Source organism: Roseibium sp. HPY-6 (assembly GCF_040530035.1).
GTDB lineage: Bacteria > Pseudomonadota > Alphaproteobacteria > Rhizobiales > Stappiaceae > Roseibium.
This window is the reverse complement of record NZ_JBEWCD010000001.1, coordinates 1,394,462-1,413,768: the sequence shown is the minus strand read 5'-3', so window position 1 is coordinate 1,413,768 and position 19,307 is coordinate 1,394,462. Positions and strand designations below refer to the sequence as shown.

The window sequence follows — 19,307 nt, the reverse complement described above, 5'->3', positions numbered from 1 at the left end:
GAGACTGCCGGTGCCGTCTGTTTTACAACTTACATGGTCGATTTCGGTTCGCTGTCGTTCACATTGACGCGGAACAGACCGTCCAGAATTTCCTGCTCCTTGGCCTTTGCCGCCGCAACGGCGTCAGCATCTGCCAGGCTTTCATCGACAATGAAGCTGCCGCCGCCATAGGACATGAAGCTGTAGGGGCCGTAGTCAGCCGGCTCGAAAGTTCCGCCGACAACAGCTGAAACAGCCCGATCGATCGTCGGCTCCATGTGCCACAGGGCAGAGGAAAGGATCGTTCCGGGATAGTCGCCGGATGTGTCGATCACGTTGCCGATCGCGAGGATCCCCTTTTCCTTGGCCGCATCGGAGACCCCGAAACGCTCGGCATAGAGAAGGTCAGCGCCCTTGTCGATCATTGCAAAAGCAGCTTCCTTTGCCTTGGGTGGGTCGTACCAGGAGTTGATGAAGGTCACCAGGAACTTCACATCCGGATTGACCGCCGTTGCACCTTCCATAAAGGCATTCATCAGGCGATTCACTTCTGGAATGGCATATCCGCCCACCATGCCGATGACATTGGATTTTGTGGCGGAACCGGCGATCATGCCTGAGAGATAGCTCGGTTCATGGATCCAGTTGTCGAAGACGGCAAAGTTCGGTTTGGCAGGTCCGAAGGACGATCCCATCAAAAAGGCGGTATCCGGATATTCCGCGGCAACCTTGCGGGCAGCGCGCTCGACCGCGAAGGCTTCGCCAACGACCAGATCCATGCCTTGTTCAGCGTATTCGCGCATCACGCGCTCATAATCGGTATTGGCGACGTTTTCGGAGAATGTGTAGGTGATTTCGCCGCGATCCTGGGCAGCCTTCAGTGCCTTGTCGATTCGGCTGACCCATTGTTGCTCAACCGGAACGGTATAGATTGCAGCGACCTTGATTGGATCGGCTGCAACGGCGGAAACATGCGACAGTCCGACAGTCGCAGCGACCGCCAAGGCGGCCGACATCAGGGTCCTGCGGACCCTGGAAAAAGGCTTTGAAACGAGCATCTGAATCCCCTGGAAAGTATTTTTACGAGAAAATTTGATCACATAATATGCGTGCCTACAAGCTATGCAGATGTGCTTGAGGTTAATTTTTTGCCCAAATGGGAAAAAATTTAAGATTTCCGGCTTAATGCAACACGCGTTCCTGTCAGGAGCGGCGCGACAAAAACAAAAAAGCGCCGGATGTACCGGCGCTTCGTTGTTCACGTGGCTTCCGATCAGCTGAAAAGGCTGGAAACCGATTTTTCCAGAGCCGTCCTGTTGATCGCTTCACCGATCAGCGGCGCGATTGAAATCGTTCGAATGTTGGTGGCTGCCGTGATCGCGGCTGTCGGTTCTATAGAGTTGGTGATCACAAGTTCCTTGAGCTTGGAAGACGTCACCCGGGCAACTGCACCACCGGACAGAACACCGTGGGTAATATAGGCGGTTACCGATTCTGCACCCTTGGACAGCAGCGCTTCAGCAGCATTGCAGAGGGTGCCGCCGCTGTCGACGATATCATCCACCAGAATGCAATCGTAGCCGTTCACTTCACCGATGATGTTCATGACTTCCGATTCTCCAGGCTTGTCGCGGCGCTTGTCGACGATGGAGAGTGGTGCATCTATGCGTTTTGCAAGGGCGCGGGCACGTACCACGCCGCCCACGTCGGGGGACACGACCATGACGTTGTCAGTGGCGTACCGCTCCTTGATGTCGCGTGTCATGACCGGAGCGGCAAAAAGGTTATCGGTCGGGATATCGAAAAAACCCTGGATCTGTCCAGCGTGGAGATCCAGGGTCAAAACGCGGTCTGCGCCAGCTTCAGTGATCAGATTGGCCACCAGTTTCGCCGAGATCGGGGTTCGTCCTGAAGCGCGGCGATCCTGCCGGGCGTAACCGAAATAGGGGATTGCTGCAGTGATGCGGCGGGCCGAGGAACGCCGTAAAGCATCTATGATGATGAGCAGTTCCATCAGGTGGTCGTTGGCAGGATAACTGGTCGGCTGAACGACAAAAACGTCCTCGCCGCGCACATTCTCCTGAATTTCAACGAAGATTTCCTGGTCGGCAAATCGCCGGACCTGGCATTTGGCCAGGGGAACGTCCAGATAGTTGGAGATTTCCTCCGCCAGGGCTCGGTTGGAATTGCCCGCGACGATCTTCATAAGCCGCAAGTCCTTCTGGTGCGACAGCGGGAATGCGGGTCGAAAGCCTCGCAAACACGCGGAAAAAGCCTAGGTCGTGTCAAGTGCCGGAAACCGAAGGTCGAGACAGGCTACCCCCAGCAGGCGGCGGCGTTGTAACAACCATGCAACCGGACCACAACAGCGGATACGCTTTGACACCCGCTTTTTTTGAATTTTTATGACGCAATGCAATAATTACCCGGCTAACAAATTATTATCGGTTGAGCCAGGCTTCGATTTCCACCATCGAGCGAGTTGCGATTCGGGACAGTGTTGACGAGCTGACCGCCTGCCAGGGGTCTCCGGACGCCCCTCCCGTCGATTCCGTGCCGGATATACGTTTCAGCCGGCTGCCGTTGTTGTCGACAATGTCGAAAACATAAAAAACCGTTCCGTTGGATCGTTGACCCGTTGCGGCGAGGTATCCATTCACCCGGTAGGTTGCTGCGGCGCCGACCCTGCGGACCAAGGTGATGTCCTGCTTGCGCGCCTCACGCCCGATATATTCAGATAATTCATCGGCAATGTTTCCCGGTGCACCCGTGAAAGGTTCGAAGGCAAAGGTAACGCCGCTTTCGGCATCGGCCTGGCCTGCAATCGACGGCGCGGAAACAGGACCGGAAATAGGGGCTGGCGGCTGACCGGACTGACATGCCGCAACGACGCCCAAAAGCAGCAATCCTGCAAAACTACGCAGAACTGAAAGTGTTTTCTGGCTGAAGAATGAAAGCATGAATTGGTCCGGCTTAAGGGTGTTCGTCATTCAAAAACCGGCCTGTCTTTCCGAAAAATGCTCAAGCCGATTCATGATTGCACTTGGTTTAGCCTGACTTGACCGGCAGGTCGAGAGGCAGCTTGGATAAGCTCTCCGGAGCAGCTTCGGTGGTGAGGTAGGTCTGTCCGAGCGTCATGGCCGTATCGGTGATCGAATCCATCAGGATCATGTGCATGAAAATCACCATGTTGGGCTTCACGACCGCCGGGTTGGCTTTGTAGGCCATTGGCGTATCCATCCAGCTGGGAGTGAACCGTGCGCCAAGCGAATAGCCGCATGCATTCAATCGGTGCTGCATCATGCCGTGTGCATCCAGTCGTTCCGCATGGGCGTCGAAAATGTCACCGAAGGTTTTTCCGGGAACCAGTTGTGTCTCAACGGCTGAAAGCGCCTCGCGCGTTGCAAGGTACATTTCCTGATGGCGATCGGTGGGGGTGCCAACAATGACGGTTCGCATTGCCGCAGCATGATAGTGCCGATAGCTTCCCGCCCACTCAAGTGTCAGCTGGTCGCGGTCTCCCAAAATGCGCCGCCCGGCCTTGTATCGGCACAGAAGCGCATCGTGGCCTGAGCCGATGATGAATTCGTTTCCAGGATAATCCCCGCCGCCTTCAAAAATTGCGCCTTGCATGGCCGCGAGGATTCTGCCCTCGTCTGCGCCCGGGCGCACTTCTTCCATCGCTGCGTCAAACGCCTTGTCCGTCAGTTCCGAGGCTTTTCGCACATAGGCGATCTCTTCCGTGCTTTTGACCGACCGGAGCTCGGGCACCAGGGCGGAGGCATCCCGGATATCGGCAAAACTTGTCAGTTCGGCATTGATCTGCAGTGCGATTTTGCCTGTCATGCCGTGTGTGTCGTATTCAATGCCGATCCTGCTGCCCAGCAAATCCATGTCGAAGAGCATGTCCTTGAGCTGCAGCACGGGACTGGCGGAACCACGATCGATCCAGACGCGTATGTCGGAGATATTCGAGGTGTGGCGCGCCTGGCGCTGATCTGCCGATCGCGTGAGAAGCACCTTTTCGCCGTCTTTCGTCACGACGAGGCATTGGAAAAAACAGAAGCCGAATGTGTCGTATCCTGTCAGCCAGTACATGCTCTCCTGCGCAAACAGCAGCATGGCATCGAGCTTGTCCGCCTCCATCGCGGCTTTCAATTCGTCAAAGCGGCGCTCAAATTCAGCGTCTGAAAAATGAAGTGCCATTTTCGTCCTCACTTTGCTCGATGGCGCGTCAGTACCCTAGGGAGATGGCGCTGATCTGGCGGCCATAGTCAGGTTCGTTGCGATGTGTTGTGCGCCGATAGGAAAAGAACCGTTCTTCATCGGCATAGGTGCATAAGCTAAGATCCACAACCTTATCGAGATTCATGTCTTTGAGACAATCGGTGATGAAGGCGGGCAGATCAAACATGTGGTGGGTTGGCTTTTGAGACGGCTTGAAATAACGGCCGTGATCTGCCGCTGCGTCGACAAAGCGCTCGAAAAACTCCGGTCCGACTTCATAGGCTTTCTGTGAAATGGTCGGACCCAGGACTGCCACGATGCTTTGTCTCTTGGCCCCCAGTGTCTCCATCGCTGCGACCGTGTTCTGCAAGACGCCGGAATGGGCGCCTTTCCAGCCGGAATGAGCGGCACCGACAACGCCGCTATCGGTATCGGCAAAGAGGATAGGTCCGCAATCGGCCGTCGCGACACCGATCGCAAGGTGAGGGACATTTGTGACAAGCGCATCGGCTTTCCGGTTGCTGCCATCTTCCCACGGACCTGTAACCGCGATCACATCGGGTGAATGGATCTGGTATGGCGAGACAAGCCGTTCGGATGGAATCTGGAACTCATCGGCGACACGCTGGCGGTTTTCCAGAACTTTGTCGCGCGTATCATCTGAGCCAAGTCCGATATTGAGGCTTTCGTAGATGCCGGTAGAGATGCCACCCTTTCGTGTGAAAAAGCCGTGGCGTATCCCATCCAGTTTCAACGCATCTGCTTCAATCTTCATCGATTGCCCTTTTGAAGCTCCGGAGCGCGCCCTGCTGACCGGCCCGCCAGACAGGAACGATTCGTGCACGACTTTTGATCCTTGAGGACTTCAGACCGCGCTGTCAAACGGATGGAAGGAACGCCTTGCACCAGTGAACGCCAAGACCTTGAAAAGGCTGCCCATCTGTTCAGGTCCGGCAAGACGTTCGACGGCATTGCGGATGCTCTCCTGTTCAGCGTGCGATTTTCCGGCTCCGAGCGATCCCGCCCGCTCAAGGAGGCCTGACCGCAAAAGAAATTCACCTTGCGTCAAAACCGGCAATACGCTTGCGCCCCCTTTTGCCGCGGCGCTGGCGAGAGCCTCGAAATTGACGTGTGCGGTGAGGTCCGCATCGCCTGGGTGGGCCAGAACCTCGTCATGGGTATGGCGGTAAAGAGCCTGTAACGTGTCACCCGGTGCGGTCTTGCGATAACCGTAATCTATTATGATTGCGGCTCCGCCGTTTTGGACGAGCCTTTCGCCGATCTCTTCAGCCACCGCGTTGGCCGCGGGCTGTGTTTCAAAGATCGTGCCTTCGGGGCAGTCTTTGAAGTCGGGGGGAATGTCCTTGTCTGCAAGTTTTGCCGCGCCTGCTCCAAATGCCAGATTGTCGTCCTGATCCAGACCTATGACGCGTTCGCGCCAGCCGTCTGAGGTTCTGACGAACTGGTGGATGGGCAGGGCGTCGAAGAACTCGTTCGCAATCAGTATGATCGGACCATCGGGGATTTCGCGGAAAGCGCTGTGAAAGACGGGCTCCAGCGATGCGGCTGCAAGCTTTTCCATTTGCAGGCTTCTGAGATGCGGGCTCGTTTCGACAAGATTGAGACGGGCTGCCTTGATAAAGCCCGGTCTTAAGCGCGCAACACGCAACAGGTCTGCCATGAGCGTTCCGCGACCAGGCCCGAGTTCCACCAGATTGAACAGGTCGGGAGCGTCGAGCGCTTCATAGGCCGACACACATGCGGCACCGACGAGTTCGCCAAACATCTGGCTGATTTCCGGCGCGGTTGTGAAATCGCCGTCACGGCCAAACGGGTCCCGGGTGGTGTAATAGCCGGCCTCGGGATCTCCTAGGCAAATTGCCATGTATTGGGCGACCGACAGGGGCCCTTCATTGGCAATCCTCGCCTTGATCCTCTCCGTCAGGCCGCTCAAGCCGTTGCATCCCTTGAAGGTCGCGTGCCGGACCAGATCATGAGCGCGAGACCGGCAAGGATCATTGGCAGCGACAACAGGATACCCATCGTGAGAAAGCCAGAGAGATATCCGATATGCGCATCCGGTACCCGGTATAGTTCGGCAATCGACCGTCCGATGCCGTAGCCGAAGCCAAATGCGCCGGCAAGGAAGCCGGGCCGCTGCAAAAGCGTAAAGCGGTGGCTGAGAAGACGCAGCGCCAGAAACAATATCACGCCCTCCAGGGCGGCCTCATACAGCTGGCTGGGATGACGCGGTTCAGGGCCTGCGCCGGGGAAGACGAAAGCCCAGGGCACATCGGTTGGACGCCCCCACAACTCGGCATTGATGAAGTTTGCAATCCGGCCGAAAAACAGTCCGATCGGGGCTGCGCAACCGGCAAGATCGAACAGTGTCCAGATGTTAAGACCGCGGCGCCAGGCAAACAGCATCATGGCAATCACAGTGCCCGCAAAGCCGCCATGAAACGACATCCCGCCGCTCCAGATGGCGAGGGCATCGCCTGGATTGGCGAGATAATAGGCAGGATTGTAGAATAGCACATAGCCGAGGCGGCCGCCGATGATAATGCCGAGCGTACCCCAGAGAACGAAGTCATCGAGATCGGCCGGCGAAGGACGCTGGAGACCATTCCAAAGCCGATCACTCAGGGCAAGTGCACGCATGTACCGCCAGGCGAGAATAATTCCAGCGATATAGGCAAGCGCATACCAGCGAAGTGCAAATGGGCCGAATTCTATGATGACCGGGTCAATTGCCGGAAACGGCAATACGAGAACAGAAGGCACGTTGCGTCCTTTTTGGCTGGCCTGGGCACGGGTGGATTCCCGCCGAACGCTTGCGCGATCTTATCCCTGCCGTCAAGCATGAAGGAATTGGGAACCAGCGTGCTATGCGACTGATTTGGTTCTTGAAGTCGCTGCAATTCCCTCATACCTGATAGGCATTGAACTTTTTCGTGAACAAGGAGGGTCAGATGACCCAGGGTCCGAACCGTCTTCTCGATGATTTTGCCAAACTGATGACCGACGCCGCCGGCGTAGCGCAAGGTGCCCGCCGTGAAGTCGAAACCGCATTCCGCGCGCAGGCGGAGCGGTTCCTGTCCGACATGGACATGGTTTCGCGTGAGGAACATGAAGCCGTAAAGGACATGGCGGTACGGGCACTCGACAGGATTGAAGAACTCGAATCGCGTCTGGCCAAGCTCGAAAATGGCGATTCATCCGAAACTGGAGACGCTTAGAGCGTCGCGGTGACGATGATGTGAGCACTTTCTGTTAATTGTTGATGACAGAATTACGACGGATCAACACGGCAGAAATGCAATGATTTTGAGCAGCCTGACGAGAATTGTGGCTGAGTCGTCCACAAGTTTAGGCTTTTTCCTAAGGGATAGTATGTATCCATTAAATCATTCCTGATCCTATACTCAGGACAACAGGGATTCGTCGGAGCAAGACGGAACCGGTTCGCTTCGAAAGAGCCACCAAAGGACGCGTTTTGCTCCTCCGGCATGGGACATATCCCGGCGGCCCGCCCGGTTATCCTGATCGGGTATTCGGCCCCGGCTCGAAAGGGGAGAAGGCATCATGAGCCTCATCGAGATCGAATTCGAGCGACCTGGCAATCCCGTTGACACAATCGAGACTGTTGCCGCGTTGAACGACTGGGCATTTGAACGCTCAGACGAGGACGAAATCACAATCTCCCTTGGTGGCAGCTGGTGTGATTACCACGTCTCCTTCTCCTGGATGGAAGAAGTGGAAGCACTGCATCTTGCCTGTGCCTTCGATCTGAAGGTCACGGAACCCCGCAAGACCGAAGTGATCCGCCTGCTGGCTCTGGTCAATGAGCAGCTTTGGATGGGACATTTCGATCTCTGGCACAAAGAGAACGTGATCATGTTCCGCCAGTCGCTGCTGCTGGCGGGCGGCGCGGAGGCGTCCTCCGCGCAAATCGAAGCCATGCTCACAAATGCTCTTGAAAACTGCGAGCGTTTCTATCAAGCCTTCCAGTTCGTCGTGTGGGCCGGTCATTCGGCTGCAGAAGCGATGAACACAGCCTTGTTCGAGACCGCAGGGGAAGCATGAATTTTTCAAAAGAGCGTCCCTTTCTTCTTGTCGGAGCCGGCAAGATGGGAGGGGCGATGCTGTCAGGGTGGATGGCAGAGGGCATCGATCCCGCATCTGTTGTTGTTTGCGATCCGCATTTGTCCGGCGATATGGACACCCTCTTGAAGCATCATGGTATTCGCCACGTTACTGCGGTGCCTGCGGATCTTCACGCAGGCACAGTTCTTGTTGCGGTAAAGCCGCAAATGATGGACCAGGTTCTTCCTGGGATAAGCCCGGTGGTTTCGGAAGATACGCTTGTTCTGTCTGTTGCGGCCGGCACGCCCGTTTCAAAATTTCATGGCGTTTTTGGGCTTGTTCCCATCTGCCGATGCATGCCGAACACACCTGCAATGGTGAAAAGGGGCATCACAGCCGTCTATCCAACCAGTGAGGTGACGGACGCACACAGGCGGGACGTTGCCAAGCTGCTTTCTGCTGTTGGACAAGTGGTCTGGCTGGAGTCGGAAGACCAGATCGATCTGGTTACCGGCGTCAGCGGATCCGGGCCTGCCTATGTGTTTTATCTGGCCGAAGCTTTGAGCGAAGCGGGCAAGTCAGCAGGATTGCCGGACGACATTGCGCACGAACTGGCCGTTGCCACCGTCTGTGGAGCAGGGGAACTTCTCCATCAATCAGGTGAACATCCGTCTGTCCTGCGTCAGAATGTAACCAGCCCGAACGGTACGACAGCGGCGGCATTGGACGTCCTGATGCACGAAAACGGCTTGCAGCCGGTCATGACAGAAGCTGTTGCCGCAGCCATCAAGAGGGCGCGCGAACTTGCCGAATAAGGATCACCTTGCGTCCTGGATTTGCCAGGACGGTACGGCGATCAGGTCCATCGGCTCAAAATTGCACGAAAAATCGGGAACTGCGGCGCTGCGCCGCCCTTTTCGCCTGCGCCGAGGTCTCCTATCTTTGGGGTGAATGAGCCAAGGGAGATCAATCCATGACGACGGCCAAAACGAAGCAGAAAATCCTGCAGACATTCCTGAACCTTCTGGCGGAGCATTCCTATGAACACGTCTCCCTGCCGCTGATCGCCGAATCAGCAAAGGTCAAACTGTCCGACATGCGCGGTGCCTATGGGAGCAAACTTGAGCTCGTCGCGGCTTTTGCGCAGTTGATCGATACGAAGGTTCTGGATGAACGCGATGAGGATATGGGTGATCAGCCGCCCCGGGATCGCCTCTTCGATATTCTGATGTCGCGTATCGATGCGCTTGCAGAACACAAGGACGCGGTCCGTTCCCTGCACATGGCGGCTCGGCGAGACCCGGCCCTGGCACTGGATTTCAACAGGCTCGAGGCACGGTCCCAGAAGTGGATGCTGATCGCTGCCGGGATCGAGGTGTCGGGCTTGAAGGGTGGTGTCGTTGCACAAGGTCTTGCCATCGCTTTTTCCCGCGTTGTCGATACCTGGCTGAACGAGACCGACGAAGGCATGCCGCGAACGATGGCCAAGCTGGACAAGGAACTCGACAGCGGATCATCTTTCATGAAACGCCTCAATGGCATTGAAAGCGTTGCGAAAGGGGTACGCTCGTTCCTCAGGAAGGCGTCTAAAGGCCGCCGTAGACGAAGCCGGCACAGCGCAGACAATTTCGAGCGCGACAGCGATTTTGGCGGTGAAGAGCCTGCGGGCGCCTGAACGCCATTCTGGCTTGCGCCTTTTTCCAGCAGCGTTCATGTTCGCTCCTGAAACAAAAGGGTGCTTCATGAGCGACGAAATCAGTTTTGATGACTTTCTGAAAGTGGATATCCGGGTCGGGCAGGTCGTGGAAGCGGAAGAATTTCCCGAGGCCCGTAAACCTGCCTACAAGATGCGGATTGATTTTGGTCCAGAGATAGGGCTCAAGAAAACCTCGGCCCAGATCACCAAGCACTACACGCCCGAAACGCTTGTGGGAAAGCGTGTCATGGCAGTCGTGAATTTTCCGCCTCGGCAGATCGGACCGGTCATGTCTGAAGTGCTGACACTCGGTGTTCCGGACGAAGACGGTGAAGTGGTTCTCCTGACACCCGATAAAGACGTTCCGATCGGTGGGCGGCTTTACTGACGGTTTGCCGATCGTCAGGCAGGCACCCTGAGCCGGGCCCGCAGTCCGCCCAATGGGCTGTTCTCCAGATAGAGATCGCCGCCATGGGCTCGTGCCACATCGCGTGCGATCGCAAGCCCGAGACCGCTGCCGGTTTCGTCCTGATTGCGCGCAATGTCCAGACGGTGAAAGGCGCGGAAGGCGAGTTCGCGTTCATCTTCGGGTATGCCCGGGCCGTCGTCGTCGACCGTTATCGTCAACCAGCCACGCTCTATCGCTCCGGATACTTCGACACGGTTGCCGTATTTGCAGCCGTTGGTCACAAGGTTCGATAGGCACCGCTTCATTGACAGGCGCTTGACCTGCGCCTCCGAAAATCCGTCAAAGCGGGTGGTGACCATGAGACCGGATATCTCGGCTTCTTCTTCCAGTTCTTCCAGAAGCAGGCTGATATCGGTCGTTTTGGTTTCCTCATCCGCATCGCCGCTTGCGAATGCCAGATAGTCCTCCAGCATGTGGCTCATTTCATCGACATCCTTGCGCATCGCTTCGCTTTCGGGCGATTGCTCAAGAAAGGCGATCTGTAACTTAAGTCGGGTCAGAATGGTTCGCAGGTCGTGGCTGACACCGGCCAGCATCGTTGTGCGCTGCTCAATCTGACGCTCGATACGCCTGCGCATATCGATGAAAGCGAGACTGGCGCGCCGAACCTCCCGCGCACCGCTGGCGCGGAAATTCTCAACCGGCCGGCCCTTGCCGAACGCTTCGGCCGCATCGGCAAGCCGCACGATGGGCCTGATCTGGTTCCTGAGAAACAGCAAAGCGATGATCAGAAGAACCACCGACGTGGAAAACATCCAGACAAGGAAAATGTGGGAGTTGGAGGCGTAGGTCTGACTGCGCCGTGTGAACACCCGCAGGATGGAATCCTTCAACTGGATCCGGATTTCAACGAAACGGGAGCGGCCAACTGTATCAATCCAGAACGGTTTGCCGATCTTCCGGCTGATCGCGAGGCTGAGTTCCTGGTCGATGACGTCGAAGAACGGCTTCGGTGCCGGTGGTGGCAGGGGTTCAAGCGGCAGAATTGACGTCGACATGCCGAGGGCACTCGATGCAAGCTGTTCGATCTTTGCGTGGTCGGGATCCTGCGGATAGTTTTCGAGCACGTAGACGATCGCGGCGATCTCGCGCACGACCGCCTCCGACATGCGCCGAGAGACGAGCTGGTAGTGACGCTCCATGAACACGAAGACCAGCACGGACTGCAAGATGACGATCGGAGCGACGATGATGAGAAAGGTTCGGGTGTAAAGACCTTTCGGCATGATGCGGTACATGAACCGCGAAGCCGACCGGTATGCGCGCAAGAACGGCAAGAAAAGCGACGAGCGCGAAAGTTTCCGGAACAGGATGTCAGTATTCGCCATAAGCCGCAGTTTCAGTCACACGCCAACCGGTAGCCGATGCCACGAACGGTCTGCAGATAAATCGGATTGCCGGGATCGGTTTCTATCTTGCGCCGGAGACGGTTGATCTGGACATCCACGGTCCGCTCTCCGAGGCCGCTTTCCCCACCGACGATCTTGTGCCTTGGAACCGTTGCACCGGGCTGTTCGGCAAAAATGGAAAGGATCTGTTTTTCCCGGTCCGTCAGTCGCACAAGGCTGTCGCCATTCTTGAGCTCGCCTCTGGAGCTGTTAAACGAAAACGGGCCGAACCTGATCTCCTCGGTGACGATCACCGGCTGGCTGTTTCCCCGCCGGAGAATGGCGGCCATTCGGAGCATCAGTTCGCGCGGTTCAAAGGGTTTGGGAAGGTAGTCATCAACACCGACCTCAAGGCCTGCGATGCGGTCGGTGGCTTCCGACCTGGCAGTCAGCATAAGGATAGGCACCTCGGACTCCTCGCGCAGCGACTTGGCTAGCTCAAGACCGGTTTCTCCCGGCATCATCACGTCCAGAATGATCAGGTCGAATTCCAGACCGGACAGGCATCTGCGCGCATCCGCTGAATTGGCGGCGGTGGACACCCGATAGCCGTTTTCCTTTAAGAGCCTGGAAAGAAGGTCCCTGATCCGCTTGTCGTCATCTACAAGAAGGATGTGATTGGCGTTATCGTCGGGCACCTGAACTTTCATGTGGTCAGCTATTTCCTGGTTCGCTCGCCGTGGATCAGTCCTTCAGAGGAAATGGGCTTCTGACAAGTTTCAGGATATCCATGCGCGCTTCGGGGTCGATCATGTGCAACAAAAACTGCCGCACGATTTCCTCGCTGCCATCTGGCAATCCAATTAGGGCGCGTTCAAGGCGCTTTTGCTGCATGCGTGCCAGGTTTTCAGCAAGAGTGTGGCCACGGTCCGTCGTATAAAGCAGACGCTGGCGTCTGTCGTTCAGACCCTCACGCTGTTCAATGATGCCGGCGTCGACGAGCTGTTTCAAAACCCGGCCGAGACTTTGCTTGGTGATGCGAAGAATACCGAGCAGGTCGGTCACCATGATGCCCGGGTTTCGCTCCACGAAGTGCAGGACCCGGTGGTGCGCCCGCCCGAACTCGAATTTCGCCAGCACATCATCGGGGTCGCCGGTGAAATCCTTGTAGGCAAAAAACAGGAGCTCGATCAGATCGTAGGGCACAGATCCCTCGTCGTCATTTCGAGCCTGGTTGCCTTGTGCAATATCGCTGTCCCGGGGACCTGGAGAAATTGCCGGTTTGAAATTTACGTCAGTCATATTGACTTAATTCTGGTCGATTGTTACTTGTCGGCAGCCGCGCACGAAATGATCGGTCTCAATGATGCATTATTAAGCATCGGATGATAAACGAATCCGTTCAACGCTGCTGTGGCCATCAGGATACCGATAGTTGGCTTGCTGTGCAAAAGATACAGCAGCGAAACAGGCGCAAGTCTTTGGCGTTATTCGCGTCTGTTGCAAGAAATCAATAATCGCTCAAAGAGCGGGCGGGAGACGGAAAATGGCGGGAGTGCCTTTTGATCAGCTGAGCGGCGACATCTGGTATGACGGCGAATTCGTGCCTTGGTCGGACGCGAAACTTCATGTCCTAAGCCACGGTTTGCATTACGGCAGCAGTGTGTTTGAAGGTGAACGCGCCTATGGGGGCCGGATCTTCAAGTCGGAAGAGCACACCGAGCGGCTGCTTGAATCGGCCCGGACACTCGGATTTGAGATCCCCTGGACTGCAGACCAGATAAATGCTGCCAAGGACGAGACGCTGGCGCGTATGAAACTCGCCGATGCCTATATCCGTCCGGTCGCCTGGCGCGGCAGCGAAATGATGGGCATATCGGCGCAGCACAATACCATTCACCTGGCCATCGCCGCCTGGGAATGGCCAAGTTACTTCAAGCCCGAGGAACGCCTCAAGGGTATCCGCCTGGATATGGCCGAATACCGCCGACCCGATCCGCAAACCGCTCCATTCAAGGCCAAGGCCGCCGGCCTTTACATGATCTGCACGATTTCCAAGCACACAGCTGAATCCAAGGGCTACACGGATGCACTCATGCTCGACTGGCGCGGCCAGGTCGCGGAATGCACCGGCGCCAATGTCTTTTTCATCAAGGACGGTCAGATCCATACGCCGACACCGGATTGTTTTCTGGATGGAATTACGCGCCGCACCGTCATCGGACTAGCCCGGGACCGCGGGATCGAGGTCATTGAGCGCGTGATCATGCCTGACGAACTCGACGGGTTCGAGCAGTGCTTTGTTACCGGAACAGCCGCAGAAGTGACGCCTGTCTCGGAAATTGCCGGCAAAAAATTCGTTGTCGGGGACATCATCGAAACGCTTATGAAGGACTATGATGCCGCCGTGCGTCCGGAAGCGCCTGCCTTGAAAGCGGCTGCCGGCTGACAAGCGGTCGCGTGTTTTTCAAGAAGTGAAGCGGGCCTGTGCCCGCTTTTTTTGCTTACAGGTTTAGCGCCCGGGTGCGGGGCTATCGTGAAGCGCGTGAAACATGCGGCCCCGTTCTGCAAACAGAACGCAGCCGATAGCGGCAAGGCCATAGATCGCAAAGGCAAGTCCAAGCGGTTCGGTGGTGCCGTCGAAAAACTGTCCCATGATATGCCCCAACAGAGCACCGCCCAATGTGGTGATGAAGCCGATTACGGACGCAGCCGTTCCGGCAATCTTGCCGAGCGGTTCCATTGCCATGGCGTTGAAATTCGCACCGACGAAGCCGAAGCACATCATGACGATCGTCGTCAGAATGAAAAAGGAAGCGAGGCTTTCGAGGCCTAGTGCCGAAACGGCAAAGATCGCGAAACCGAACAGTGTGTAGACCAGGAGTGCGGCATGCGACAGGCGACGCATGCCCATCGCTTCCACCAGTTGTGCATTGGTGAAAGAGGAGACTGCCATCGCAATCGCGATCGATGCGAAGACGACGGGAAACAGGTTTCCAAGGCCGAATATGTCCACGAAGATCTGTTGTGACATGGCAAGAAACGCAAAGAGCCCGGCAAAGATAAATGCAGTTGCCACCGCATAGCCGACGCACACACGCGTCTTGAGTGCGGTTCCGTAGGCATTGTAGATTTCGGAAATCTCGACAGGCCGGCGCCGATCGGGAGCAAGCGTTTCAGGCAGTCGCAGCATCGACCAGACCAGAACAGCCATCCCGGAAAACAGCAAGAACGCGAAGATCCAGTGCCAGCCGGCGACAAGGAGAACCACCTGGCCGACGGACGGGGCAATCACCGGGACGGCCATGAAGACCATCATGACCAGCGACATGACCTTGCCCATGCTCCGGCCGGTATAGCAGTCACGGACAACGGACAACGCGGACACGCGCGCCCCGGCACAGCCGACCCCTTGAAGAACACGGGCGATCAGAAGCGTTTCCAGATCTGTGGCGAATATTGCGGCGATGCTCGCAAGGCTGTAGAGAACCAGTCCGCCAATGAGCACTTTGCGGCGGCCGAGCGCGTCGGTAAGAGGGCCGAAGAACAGTTGCGCGCCGCCAAAACCGGCCAGATACGAAGTCAGTATCAGCTGGCGATTGTTTTCCTCAATGATGTTCAGCGCATCGCCGATCGCAGGCAGCGCCGGCAGCATGATATCGATGGCCATCGCGTTGAGCGCCATGATCATGGCGATGATCGCGACAAACTCGGCGAATGGAATACCCGGTTCCTGCAGGATCTCGCCGCCTGTCCGGGATGGTCCGGCAGACGACTCGGTTATGGCAGCATCGGTAGCATCGATGTCTTGTTTCACGGGATCGGAACCAGTTTATTGATGTGAGCCGCCGATAAGCCGCAGCAGAGAAAGAGAAAATCGGCACGGCAACCGGAGAAGGAGACTTTCAGTCTATGCCCTCAACCGGCTCAGGTCCAGCGTGCCGCGTCCTTGTCATCTCCGGCCTTGGCTTCCACCCAATTGCCCGTTCCACCCTCAACGAGGTGTTCTTTTTTCCAGAACGGCGCGCGTGTCTTCAGGTAGTCCATGAGGAAGTCAGCGGCCTCGAAGGCGGCGCGGCGATGGGAAGAGGCTGCGACGACAAGCACAATGTTGTCGCCGGGCGGGATCTTGCCGTATCTGTGAATGACAGTCAGTCCGGTCAACGGCCAACGCTCGATGGCCTCGCCGGCAATGCGAGACAACTCCGCCTCTGCCATGCCCGGATAATGCTCCAGCTCCAAGGCGCTCAGCGTGCCCGCTTCATCGCGGCACAGGCCGGTGAAGCTGACCAGCGCACCGACATCACGCCGGCTTGATGTCAGCCGGGTGGACTCCTCCTGCACATCAAAGTCTTCCAGCTGAACCTTGACCTTCGCTTCTACCTGCACTTTCAGCCGCCTGTCATTGGGGGAAAAAACGCTGCTTCGCGCGCGTTGCCGATTTCCTCATCCGTTTCCACGTGCACCTGATCCAGCGCAACCCGGATTGCGTCTTCTTCTTCAAACGCGGCGGCGTGATACTCGTCGATCCCTTTCAGATGCGTGATCAGGTCGGCAACGGTTTTCACACTACCTGGAAGATCGATCGTTTCTTCTTCAACGCCAACGCGCTCACGGACCCAGGCAAAATAGCGAATATTCATGATACCTCTCGATAACGCGGCTGCACGGCCGCCAATCCCGCGCGTTCATTCGGTGATGAGATGACCTATTCCGGCGCGGAAGTAATCATAGCCTGTATATAGAGTAAGTATGGCCGCGAGCCAAAGCGCGACCAATCCGGTCAGGGTTGTGTATTCGAAGACGGTGTCGCCGGCCGGACCGGCAAGCAGAAAGGCAATTGCCACGAGCTGAACCGTCGTCTTCCATTTCGCCAGCTTGGTCACCGGAACACTGACCTGAAGTTCTGCCAGAAATTCCCGCAGTCCCGACACCAGGATTTCGCGGCACAGGATAATGATCGCTGCCACCAGGGACCAGCCACCGATGGTGCCGACGGCGGCAAGCATAAGCAGGCTTACCGAGACAAGCAACTTGTCGGCGATCGGGTCGAGCATGCGCCCGAGCGCGGATTGCTGCTGCCAGGCCCGCGCCAGATAGCCGTCAAAAAAGTCTGTAATCGCCGCAACTATGAAAAGACCCAGCGCGATCCAGCGCGGCGTGTTGCCTTCGAAATAAAAGCAGACCGCAACAGCCGGCACCGCCAGAATGCGCCCATACGTCAGGAGATTGGGCAGGCTCAGAGCAACGTTTCGTTTCATATCGGCTTTCAGATATCGGACCCATCCGGACAATCACGCCAGGAGAACCGGTTCCCGGTCTTGCCGGGTGTCCGAAGTCCCAAAGTGTGTCGCATGCCTTTCCCGACTAGCATCAGGGCACTGCTTGTCTCAATCGAATATTGCATCACCTTGCTGGTCAATCATCATTTTGGCCTTGCGGATCATCTCGTTGGCCGCTTCTGCCTCGCCCGGCATGATATCGGCGCGGATGAACCGGTGAATCTTGGTCTCTTCGCCGATCTGCTTTTCGATCCGGCCTGCGACCTGCCATTGCCCACCCGACGACTGCGGTTCGGCGATTATCTGATAGCCTTCGTGCTCGACCGCTGTGGTCTTTGACGCGGCCTTTGCCTGTCCTTCCCCGGAGCCGCCGAAGAGGGATTTGAACATCTTGCCGAGCATGACGCTCACTCCTTGCCTGTTTTCTTCCTTTTACGGGGCGTCGAAGAGGGCTTCAAGAGGGCAGGAGAAATCGATTCAGCTTAACATCAGGCGCCAGAAGATGACCGCAAGACCAATCGAACCGGTGAGCAGGCGCGTTGCCGGGTTCCTGAAGCCGATGATCGCGTAGGAGACCAGGCCCAGACCGAGCCCGGTCTGCAGCGCGGCGATGACAGCGCCTCCCGGGTTGCTTTCCAGCATGATCAATTGAGGGTTGGCGATCATGGCGAGCGGGATGATGTAGAGCCCGATCCCCAGCGCCATCGCGGTCAGGGCAACCTTCAACCAGTTTTCGTTGATCATGCCCGCCGCAATGAACACGGCACCGCAGACCGGCGGTGTGATCGTCGACAACAGCGCAAACCAGAAAACGAAGAGATGTGCCTGCAGGGGCTCCAGTCCCAGTTGAATGAGCGCCGGACCGGCGACCGACACGCAAATGACGTAGGCAGCAGTCGTGGGGACTTCCATTCCCAGGACGAGGCAGGCGAGGGCGGTGAGAAACAGCGAAGGCCAGAGCAGCCCACCCGAGCCCGACAAAATCAGCGACGTGATTTTCACGCCTAGACCGGTAATCGACAGGACACCGATAATAATGGAGGCACAGACGATAATTGCGGCAATGATCGAGACCTGCCGCGCAGCCGTGAGGAGCGCACGCTCAATGCGCGACAGCGCTTCGGGCAAGGTGCAAATGCCCCTTGCGTTGAAAAACAGTAGAAGGAACCCGGCAAGAATGGCCATGGATGCCGAATATTGCGGTGTGAACTTTATCCAGAACATTCCGATCAGCAGAACCGTGAATGGCACCAGGAAGAAGCATGAGGTTATCAGGACGTCCCGGCCCGATGGCCGGTCCTTCTCGTCAATCCCGGCAAGATCGTGATGAGCTGCATAGGCATTGACGCCGATCCAGACGGCCAGGAAGTACAGGATCGCGGGCAGAACCGCGGCTGCCATGATGGAGGTATACGGAACACCTGTCAGTTCCACCATCACGAAGGCACCGGCGCCCATGAGTGGCGGCATGATCTGGCCACCTGAGGAGGCGACGGCCTCGACGGCACCGGCAAGGCGCTTGGGATAGCCGAGCCGGGTCATGGCGGGAAGCGTGATGGCACCCGTTGAGGCCACGTTGGCGGAAGCCGATCCGGATATGGAGCCGAAAAGCGCCGACGACAGGACGGAGACTTTGGCAGCTCCCCCCTTCAGCCTTCCGGCAGCGGCCGACGCAATGTTCATGAACCCCTGGCCGGCTTCGCCCGCATTGAGGACGGCACCGAAAATCACAAAAATAGCGACCACATTGACCGAAACGCCGGTCAGACTGCCCCAAATACCGCCTTCGGCAATCGTCAAAGTGCCGAGGAAGCTGGCAAGCGGCGTGCCCGAATGGCCGAACTCTCCGGGAATGTGCTGGCCGAACAGGCCATAGAGCAATGCCAGCAGCGCGACGAGCGGTAACGGGACGCCGATCGCCCGTCTGGCGGCTTCCAGAACAACAACAAGAAGGATCACCGCTATGACGAGTTGATAAGACCCTTCGAGGAAACCGTATTGGTCGGAAAGCTGATTGTGTGAAACCGCCACCCAAACGCAAGCGCCGACACCAAGAACCGTCAGGATGATGCCGCTGGTGCGCGCAAGCATGCCCTGCTGCGCGGCGATCATGATCCAGGGAAGCGCGAGCGCAAGGTGCAGGGGACGGCTGATGAGATTGGGCACAAGGCCCGAGAAGATCAACGCGAGATGAAACGCCACAAGGCACAAGGCCGCCGTAATGATCAGGGGTCTCAAGA

General features: G+C 57.1%; 22 protein-coding genes. 6 read left to right on the top strand and 16 right to left on the bottom strand.

What is annotated here, in order from left to right; translation table 11 throughout:
* Window positions 1–29: 29 nt before the first annotated feature.
* The 7 genes from ABVF61_RS06725 to lgt form a co-directional block, all read right to left on the bottom strand.
* Window positions 30–1,037, bottom strand: a complete 1,008-nt coding sequence (locus ABVF61_RS06725; protein ID WP_353992747.1) for a BMP family protein — start codon at window positions 1,035–1,037, stop codon at window positions 30–32.
* A gap of 215 nt (window positions 1,038–1,252) precedes the next feature.
* The gene (locus ABVF61_RS06720; protein ID WP_353992746.1) at window positions 1,253–2,185 is read right to left on the bottom strand and encodes a ribose-phosphate pyrophosphokinase; all 933 of its coding nucleotides are present in this window, start codon (window positions 2,183–2,185) and stop codon (window positions 1,253–1,255) included.
* Between the two features lie 235 nt (window positions 2,186–2,420).
* Window positions 2,421–2,969, bottom strand: coding sequence for a hypothetical protein (locus ABVF61_RS06715; protein WP_353992745.1), 549 nt, complete (start codon window positions 2,967–2,969; stop codon window positions 2,421–2,423).
* A 58-nt stretch (window positions 2,970–3,027) separates the two neighbouring features.
* Complete coding sequence (locus ABVF61_RS06710) at window positions 3,028–4,185, bottom strand: M24 family metallopeptidase (RefSeq protein WP_353992744.1); 1,158 nt, start codon at window positions 4,183–4,185, stop codon at window positions 3,028–3,030.
* A 28-nt stretch (window positions 4,186–4,213) separates the two neighbouring features.
* Window positions 4,214–4,981 (bottom strand): peptidoglycan editing factor PgeF, encoded by a 768-nt coding sequence (gene pgeF, locus ABVF61_RS06705; protein WP_353992743.1) that lies wholly within the window; start codon window positions 4,979–4,981, stop codon window positions 4,214–4,216.
* 90 nt (window positions 4,982–5,071) lie between these two features.
* Window positions 5,072–6,160, bottom strand: coding sequence for a class I SAM-dependent methyltransferase (locus tag ABVF61_RS06700; RefSeq protein ID WP_353992742.1), 1,089 nt, complete (start codon window positions 6,158–6,160; stop codon window positions 5,072–5,074).
* Window positions 6,157–6,990, bottom strand: coding sequence for a prolipoprotein diacylglyceryl transferase (lgt, locus tag ABVF61_RS06695; protein WP_353992741.1), 834 nt, complete (start codon window positions 6,988–6,990; stop codon window positions 6,157–6,159). The genes ABVF61_RS06700 and lgt overlap by 4 nt, the downstream gene beginning before the upstream one ends.
* Window positions 6,991–7,178: 188 nt before the next feature.
* Here lgt and ABVF61_RS06690 point away from each other — a divergent pair, with 188 nt between their 5' ends.
* The 5 genes from ABVF61_RS06690 to ABVF61_RS06670 all read left to right on the top strand — a co-directional run bounded on the left by ABVF61_RS06690 (window position 7,179) and on the right by ABVF61_RS06670 (window position 10,376).
* Complete coding sequence (locus tag ABVF61_RS06690) at window positions 7,179–7,445, top strand: accessory factor UbiK family protein (RefSeq protein WP_353992740.1); 267 nt, start codon at window positions 7,179–7,181, stop codon at window positions 7,443–7,445.
* Between the two features lie 346 nt (window positions 7,446–7,791).
* Window positions 7,792–8,292 carry a type III secretion system chaperone family protein gene (locus ABVF61_RS06685; RefSeq protein ID WP_299472850.1) on the top strand — a complete coding sequence of 167 codons (501 nt, stop codon included), beginning with the start codon at window positions 7,792–7,794 and terminating at the stop codon, window positions 8,290–8,292.
* A complete protein-coding gene (proC, locus tag ABVF61_RS06680) occupies window positions 8,289–9,107 on the top strand; it encodes a pyrroline-5-carboxylate reductase (protein WP_353992739.1) in 819 nt (272 codons plus the stop codon). The genes ABVF61_RS06685 and proC overlap by 4 nt, the downstream gene beginning before the upstream one ends.
* Before the next feature lie 158 nt (window positions 9,108–9,265).
* On the top strand, window positions 9,266–9,967 hold the full coding sequence (locus ABVF61_RS06675) for a TetR/AcrR family transcriptional regulator (RefSeq protein WP_353992738.1): 702 nt from the start codon (window positions 9,266–9,268) through the stop codon (window positions 9,965–9,967).
* 67 nt (window positions 9,968–10,034) lie between these two features.
* The gene (locus ABVF61_RS06670; protein WP_353992737.1) at window positions 10,035–10,376 is read left to right on the top strand and encodes a tRNA-binding protein; all 342 of its coding nucleotides are present in this window, start codon (window positions 10,035–10,037) and stop codon (window positions 10,374–10,376) included.
* A gap of 14 nt (window positions 10,377–10,390) precedes the next feature.
* Here ABVF61_RS06670 and ABVF61_RS06665 read toward each other — a convergent pair whose 3' ends face one another.
* From ABVF61_RS06665 to ABVF61_RS06655, 3 genes are all read right to left on the bottom strand, one after another.
* Complete coding sequence (locus ABVF61_RS06665; protein WP_353993679.1) at window positions 10,391–11,695, bottom strand: ATP-binding protein; 1,305 nt, start codon at window positions 11,693–11,695, stop codon at window positions 10,391–10,393.
* Window positions 11,696–11,796: 101 nt separating this feature from the next.
* The gene (locus tag ABVF61_RS06660) at window positions 11,797–12,495 is read right to left on the bottom strand and encodes a response regulator (protein ID WP_353992736.1); all 699 of its coding nucleotides are present in this window, start codon (window positions 12,493–12,495) and stop codon (window positions 11,797–11,799) included.
* Window positions 12,496–12,529: 34 nt separating this feature from the next.
* Entirely contained in the window at window positions 12,530–13,087 is a 558-nt protein-coding gene (locus tag ABVF61_RS06655) for a MarR family winged helix-turn-helix transcriptional regulator (RefSeq protein ID WP_353992735.1), read from the bottom strand.
* 244 nt (window positions 13,088–13,331) lie between these two features.
* On the opposite strand from ABVF61_RS06655, the gene ABVF61_RS06650 reads away from it, so the two are divergent.
* On the top strand, window positions 13,332–14,234 hold the full coding sequence (locus ABVF61_RS06650; RefSeq protein WP_353992734.1) for a branched-chain amino acid aminotransferase: 903 nt from the start codon (window positions 13,332–13,334) through the stop codon (window positions 14,232–14,234).
* 63 nt (window positions 14,235–14,297) lie between these two features.
* Here ABVF61_RS06650 and ABVF61_RS06645 read toward each other — a convergent pair whose 3' ends face one another.
* The 6 genes from ABVF61_RS06645 to ABVF61_RS06620 all read right to left on the bottom strand — a co-directional run bounded on the left by ABVF61_RS06645 (window position 14,298) and on the right by ABVF61_RS06620 (window position 19,305).
* Complete coding sequence (locus tag ABVF61_RS06645; protein ID WP_353992733.1) at window positions 14,298–15,602, bottom strand: multidrug effflux MFS transporter; 1,305 nt, start codon at window positions 15,600–15,602, stop codon at window positions 14,298–14,300.
* 110 nt (window positions 15,603–15,712) lie between these two features.
* On the bottom strand, window positions 15,713–16,180 hold the full coding sequence (locus tag ABVF61_RS06640; RefSeq protein ID WP_502949949.1) for a molybdenum cofactor biosynthesis protein MoaE: 468 nt from the start codon (window positions 16,178–16,180) through the stop codon (window positions 15,713–15,715).
* Window positions 16,177–16,428 (bottom strand): molybdopterin converting factor subunit 1, encoded by a 252-nt coding sequence (moaD, locus tag ABVF61_RS06635; RefSeq protein ID WP_353992731.1) that lies wholly within the window; start codon window positions 16,426–16,428, stop codon window positions 16,177–16,179. The genes ABVF61_RS06640 and moaD overlap by 4 nt, the downstream gene beginning before the upstream one ends.
* Before the next feature lie 45 nt (window positions 16,429–16,473).
* Window positions 16,474–17,046, bottom strand: coding sequence for a CDP-diacylglycerol--glycerol-3-phosphate 3-phosphatidyltransferase (gene pgsA / locus ABVF61_RS06630; RefSeq protein ID WP_353992730.1), 573 nt, complete (start codon window positions 17,044–17,046; stop codon window positions 16,474–16,476).
* A 129-nt stretch (window positions 17,047–17,175) separates the two neighbouring features.
* Complete coding sequence (locus ABVF61_RS06625; protein WP_353992729.1) at window positions 17,176–17,469, bottom strand: HlyU family transcriptional regulator; 294 nt, start codon at window positions 17,467–17,469, stop codon at window positions 17,176–17,178.
* A gap of 75 nt (window positions 17,470–17,544) precedes the next feature.
* On the bottom strand, window positions 17,545–19,305 hold the full coding sequence (locus ABVF61_RS06620) for a TRAP transporter permease (RefSeq protein ID WP_353992728.1): 1,761 nt from the start codon (window positions 19,303–19,305) through the stop codon (window positions 17,545–17,547).
* Window positions 19,306–19,307 lie beyond the last annotated feature (2 nt).

Bases quoted from the DNA above. Each gene is read 5' to 3' on its own strand.
- ABVF61_RS06725 (WP_353992747.1), bottom strand. From the start codon at position 1,037: ATGCTCGTTTCAAAGCCTTTTTCCAGGGTCCGCAGGACCCTGATGTCG.
- ABVF61_RS06720 (WP_353992746.1), bottom strand. From the start codon at position 2,185: ATGAAGATCGTCGCGGGCAATTCCAACCGAGCCCTGGCGGAGGAAATC.
- ABVF61_RS06715 (WP_353992745.1), bottom strand. From the start codon at position 2,969: ATGACGAACACCCTTAAGCCGGACCAATTCATGCTTTCATTCTTCAGC.
- ABVF61_RS06710 (WP_353992744.1), bottom strand. From the start codon at position 4,185: ATGGCACTTCATTTTTCAGACGCTGAATTTGAGCGCCGCTTTGACGAA.
- pgeF (WP_353992743.1), bottom strand. From the start codon at position 4,981: ATGAAGATTGAAGCAGATGCGTTGAAACTGGATGGGATACGCCACGGC.
- ABVF61_RS06690 (WP_353992740.1), top strand. From the start codon at position 7,179: ATGACCCAGGGTCCGAACCGTCTTCTCGATGATTTTGCCAAACTGATG.
- ABVF61_RS06685 (WP_299472850.1), top strand. From the start codon at position 7,792: ATGAGCCTCATCGAGATCGAATTCGAGCGACCTGGCAATCCCGTTGAC.
- proC (WP_353992739.1), top strand. From the start codon at position 8,289: ATGAATTTTTCAAAAGAGCGTCCCTTTCTTCTTGTCGGAGCCGGCAAG.
- ABVF61_RS06675 (WP_353992738.1), top strand. From the start codon at position 9,266: ATGACGACGGCCAAAACGAAGCAGAAAATCCTGCAGACATTCCTGAAC.
- ABVF61_RS06670 (WP_353992737.1), top strand. From the start codon at position 10,035: ATGAGCGACGAAATCAGTTTTGATGACTTTCTGAAAGTGGATATCCGG.
- ABVF61_RS06665 (WP_353993679.1), bottom strand. From the start codon at position 11,695: ATGTACCGCATCATGCCGAAAGGTCTTTACACCCGAACCTTTCTCATC.
- ABVF61_RS06660 (WP_353992736.1), bottom strand. From the start codon at position 12,495: ATGAAAGTTCAGGTGCCCGACGATAACGCCAATCACATCCTTCTTGTA.
- ABVF61_RS06655 (WP_353992735.1), bottom strand. From the start codon at position 13,087: ATGACTGACGTAAATTTCAAACCGGCAATTTCTCCAGGTCCCCGGGAC.
- ABVF61_RS06650 (WP_353992734.1), top strand. From the start codon at position 13,332: ATGGCGGGAGTGCCTTTTGATCAGCTGAGCGGCGACATCTGGTATGAC.
- moaD (WP_353992731.1), bottom strand. From the start codon at position 16,428: ATGAATATTCGCTATTTTGCCTGGGTCCGTGAGCGCGTTGGCGTTGAA.
- pgsA (WP_353992730.1), bottom strand. From the start codon at position 17,046: ATGAAACGAAACGTTGCTCTGAGCCTGCCCAATCTCCTGACGTATGGG.
- ABVF61_RS06625 (WP_353992729.1), bottom strand. From the start codon at position 17,469: ATGCTCGGCAAGATGTTCAAATCCCTCTTCGGCGGCTCCGGGGAAGGA.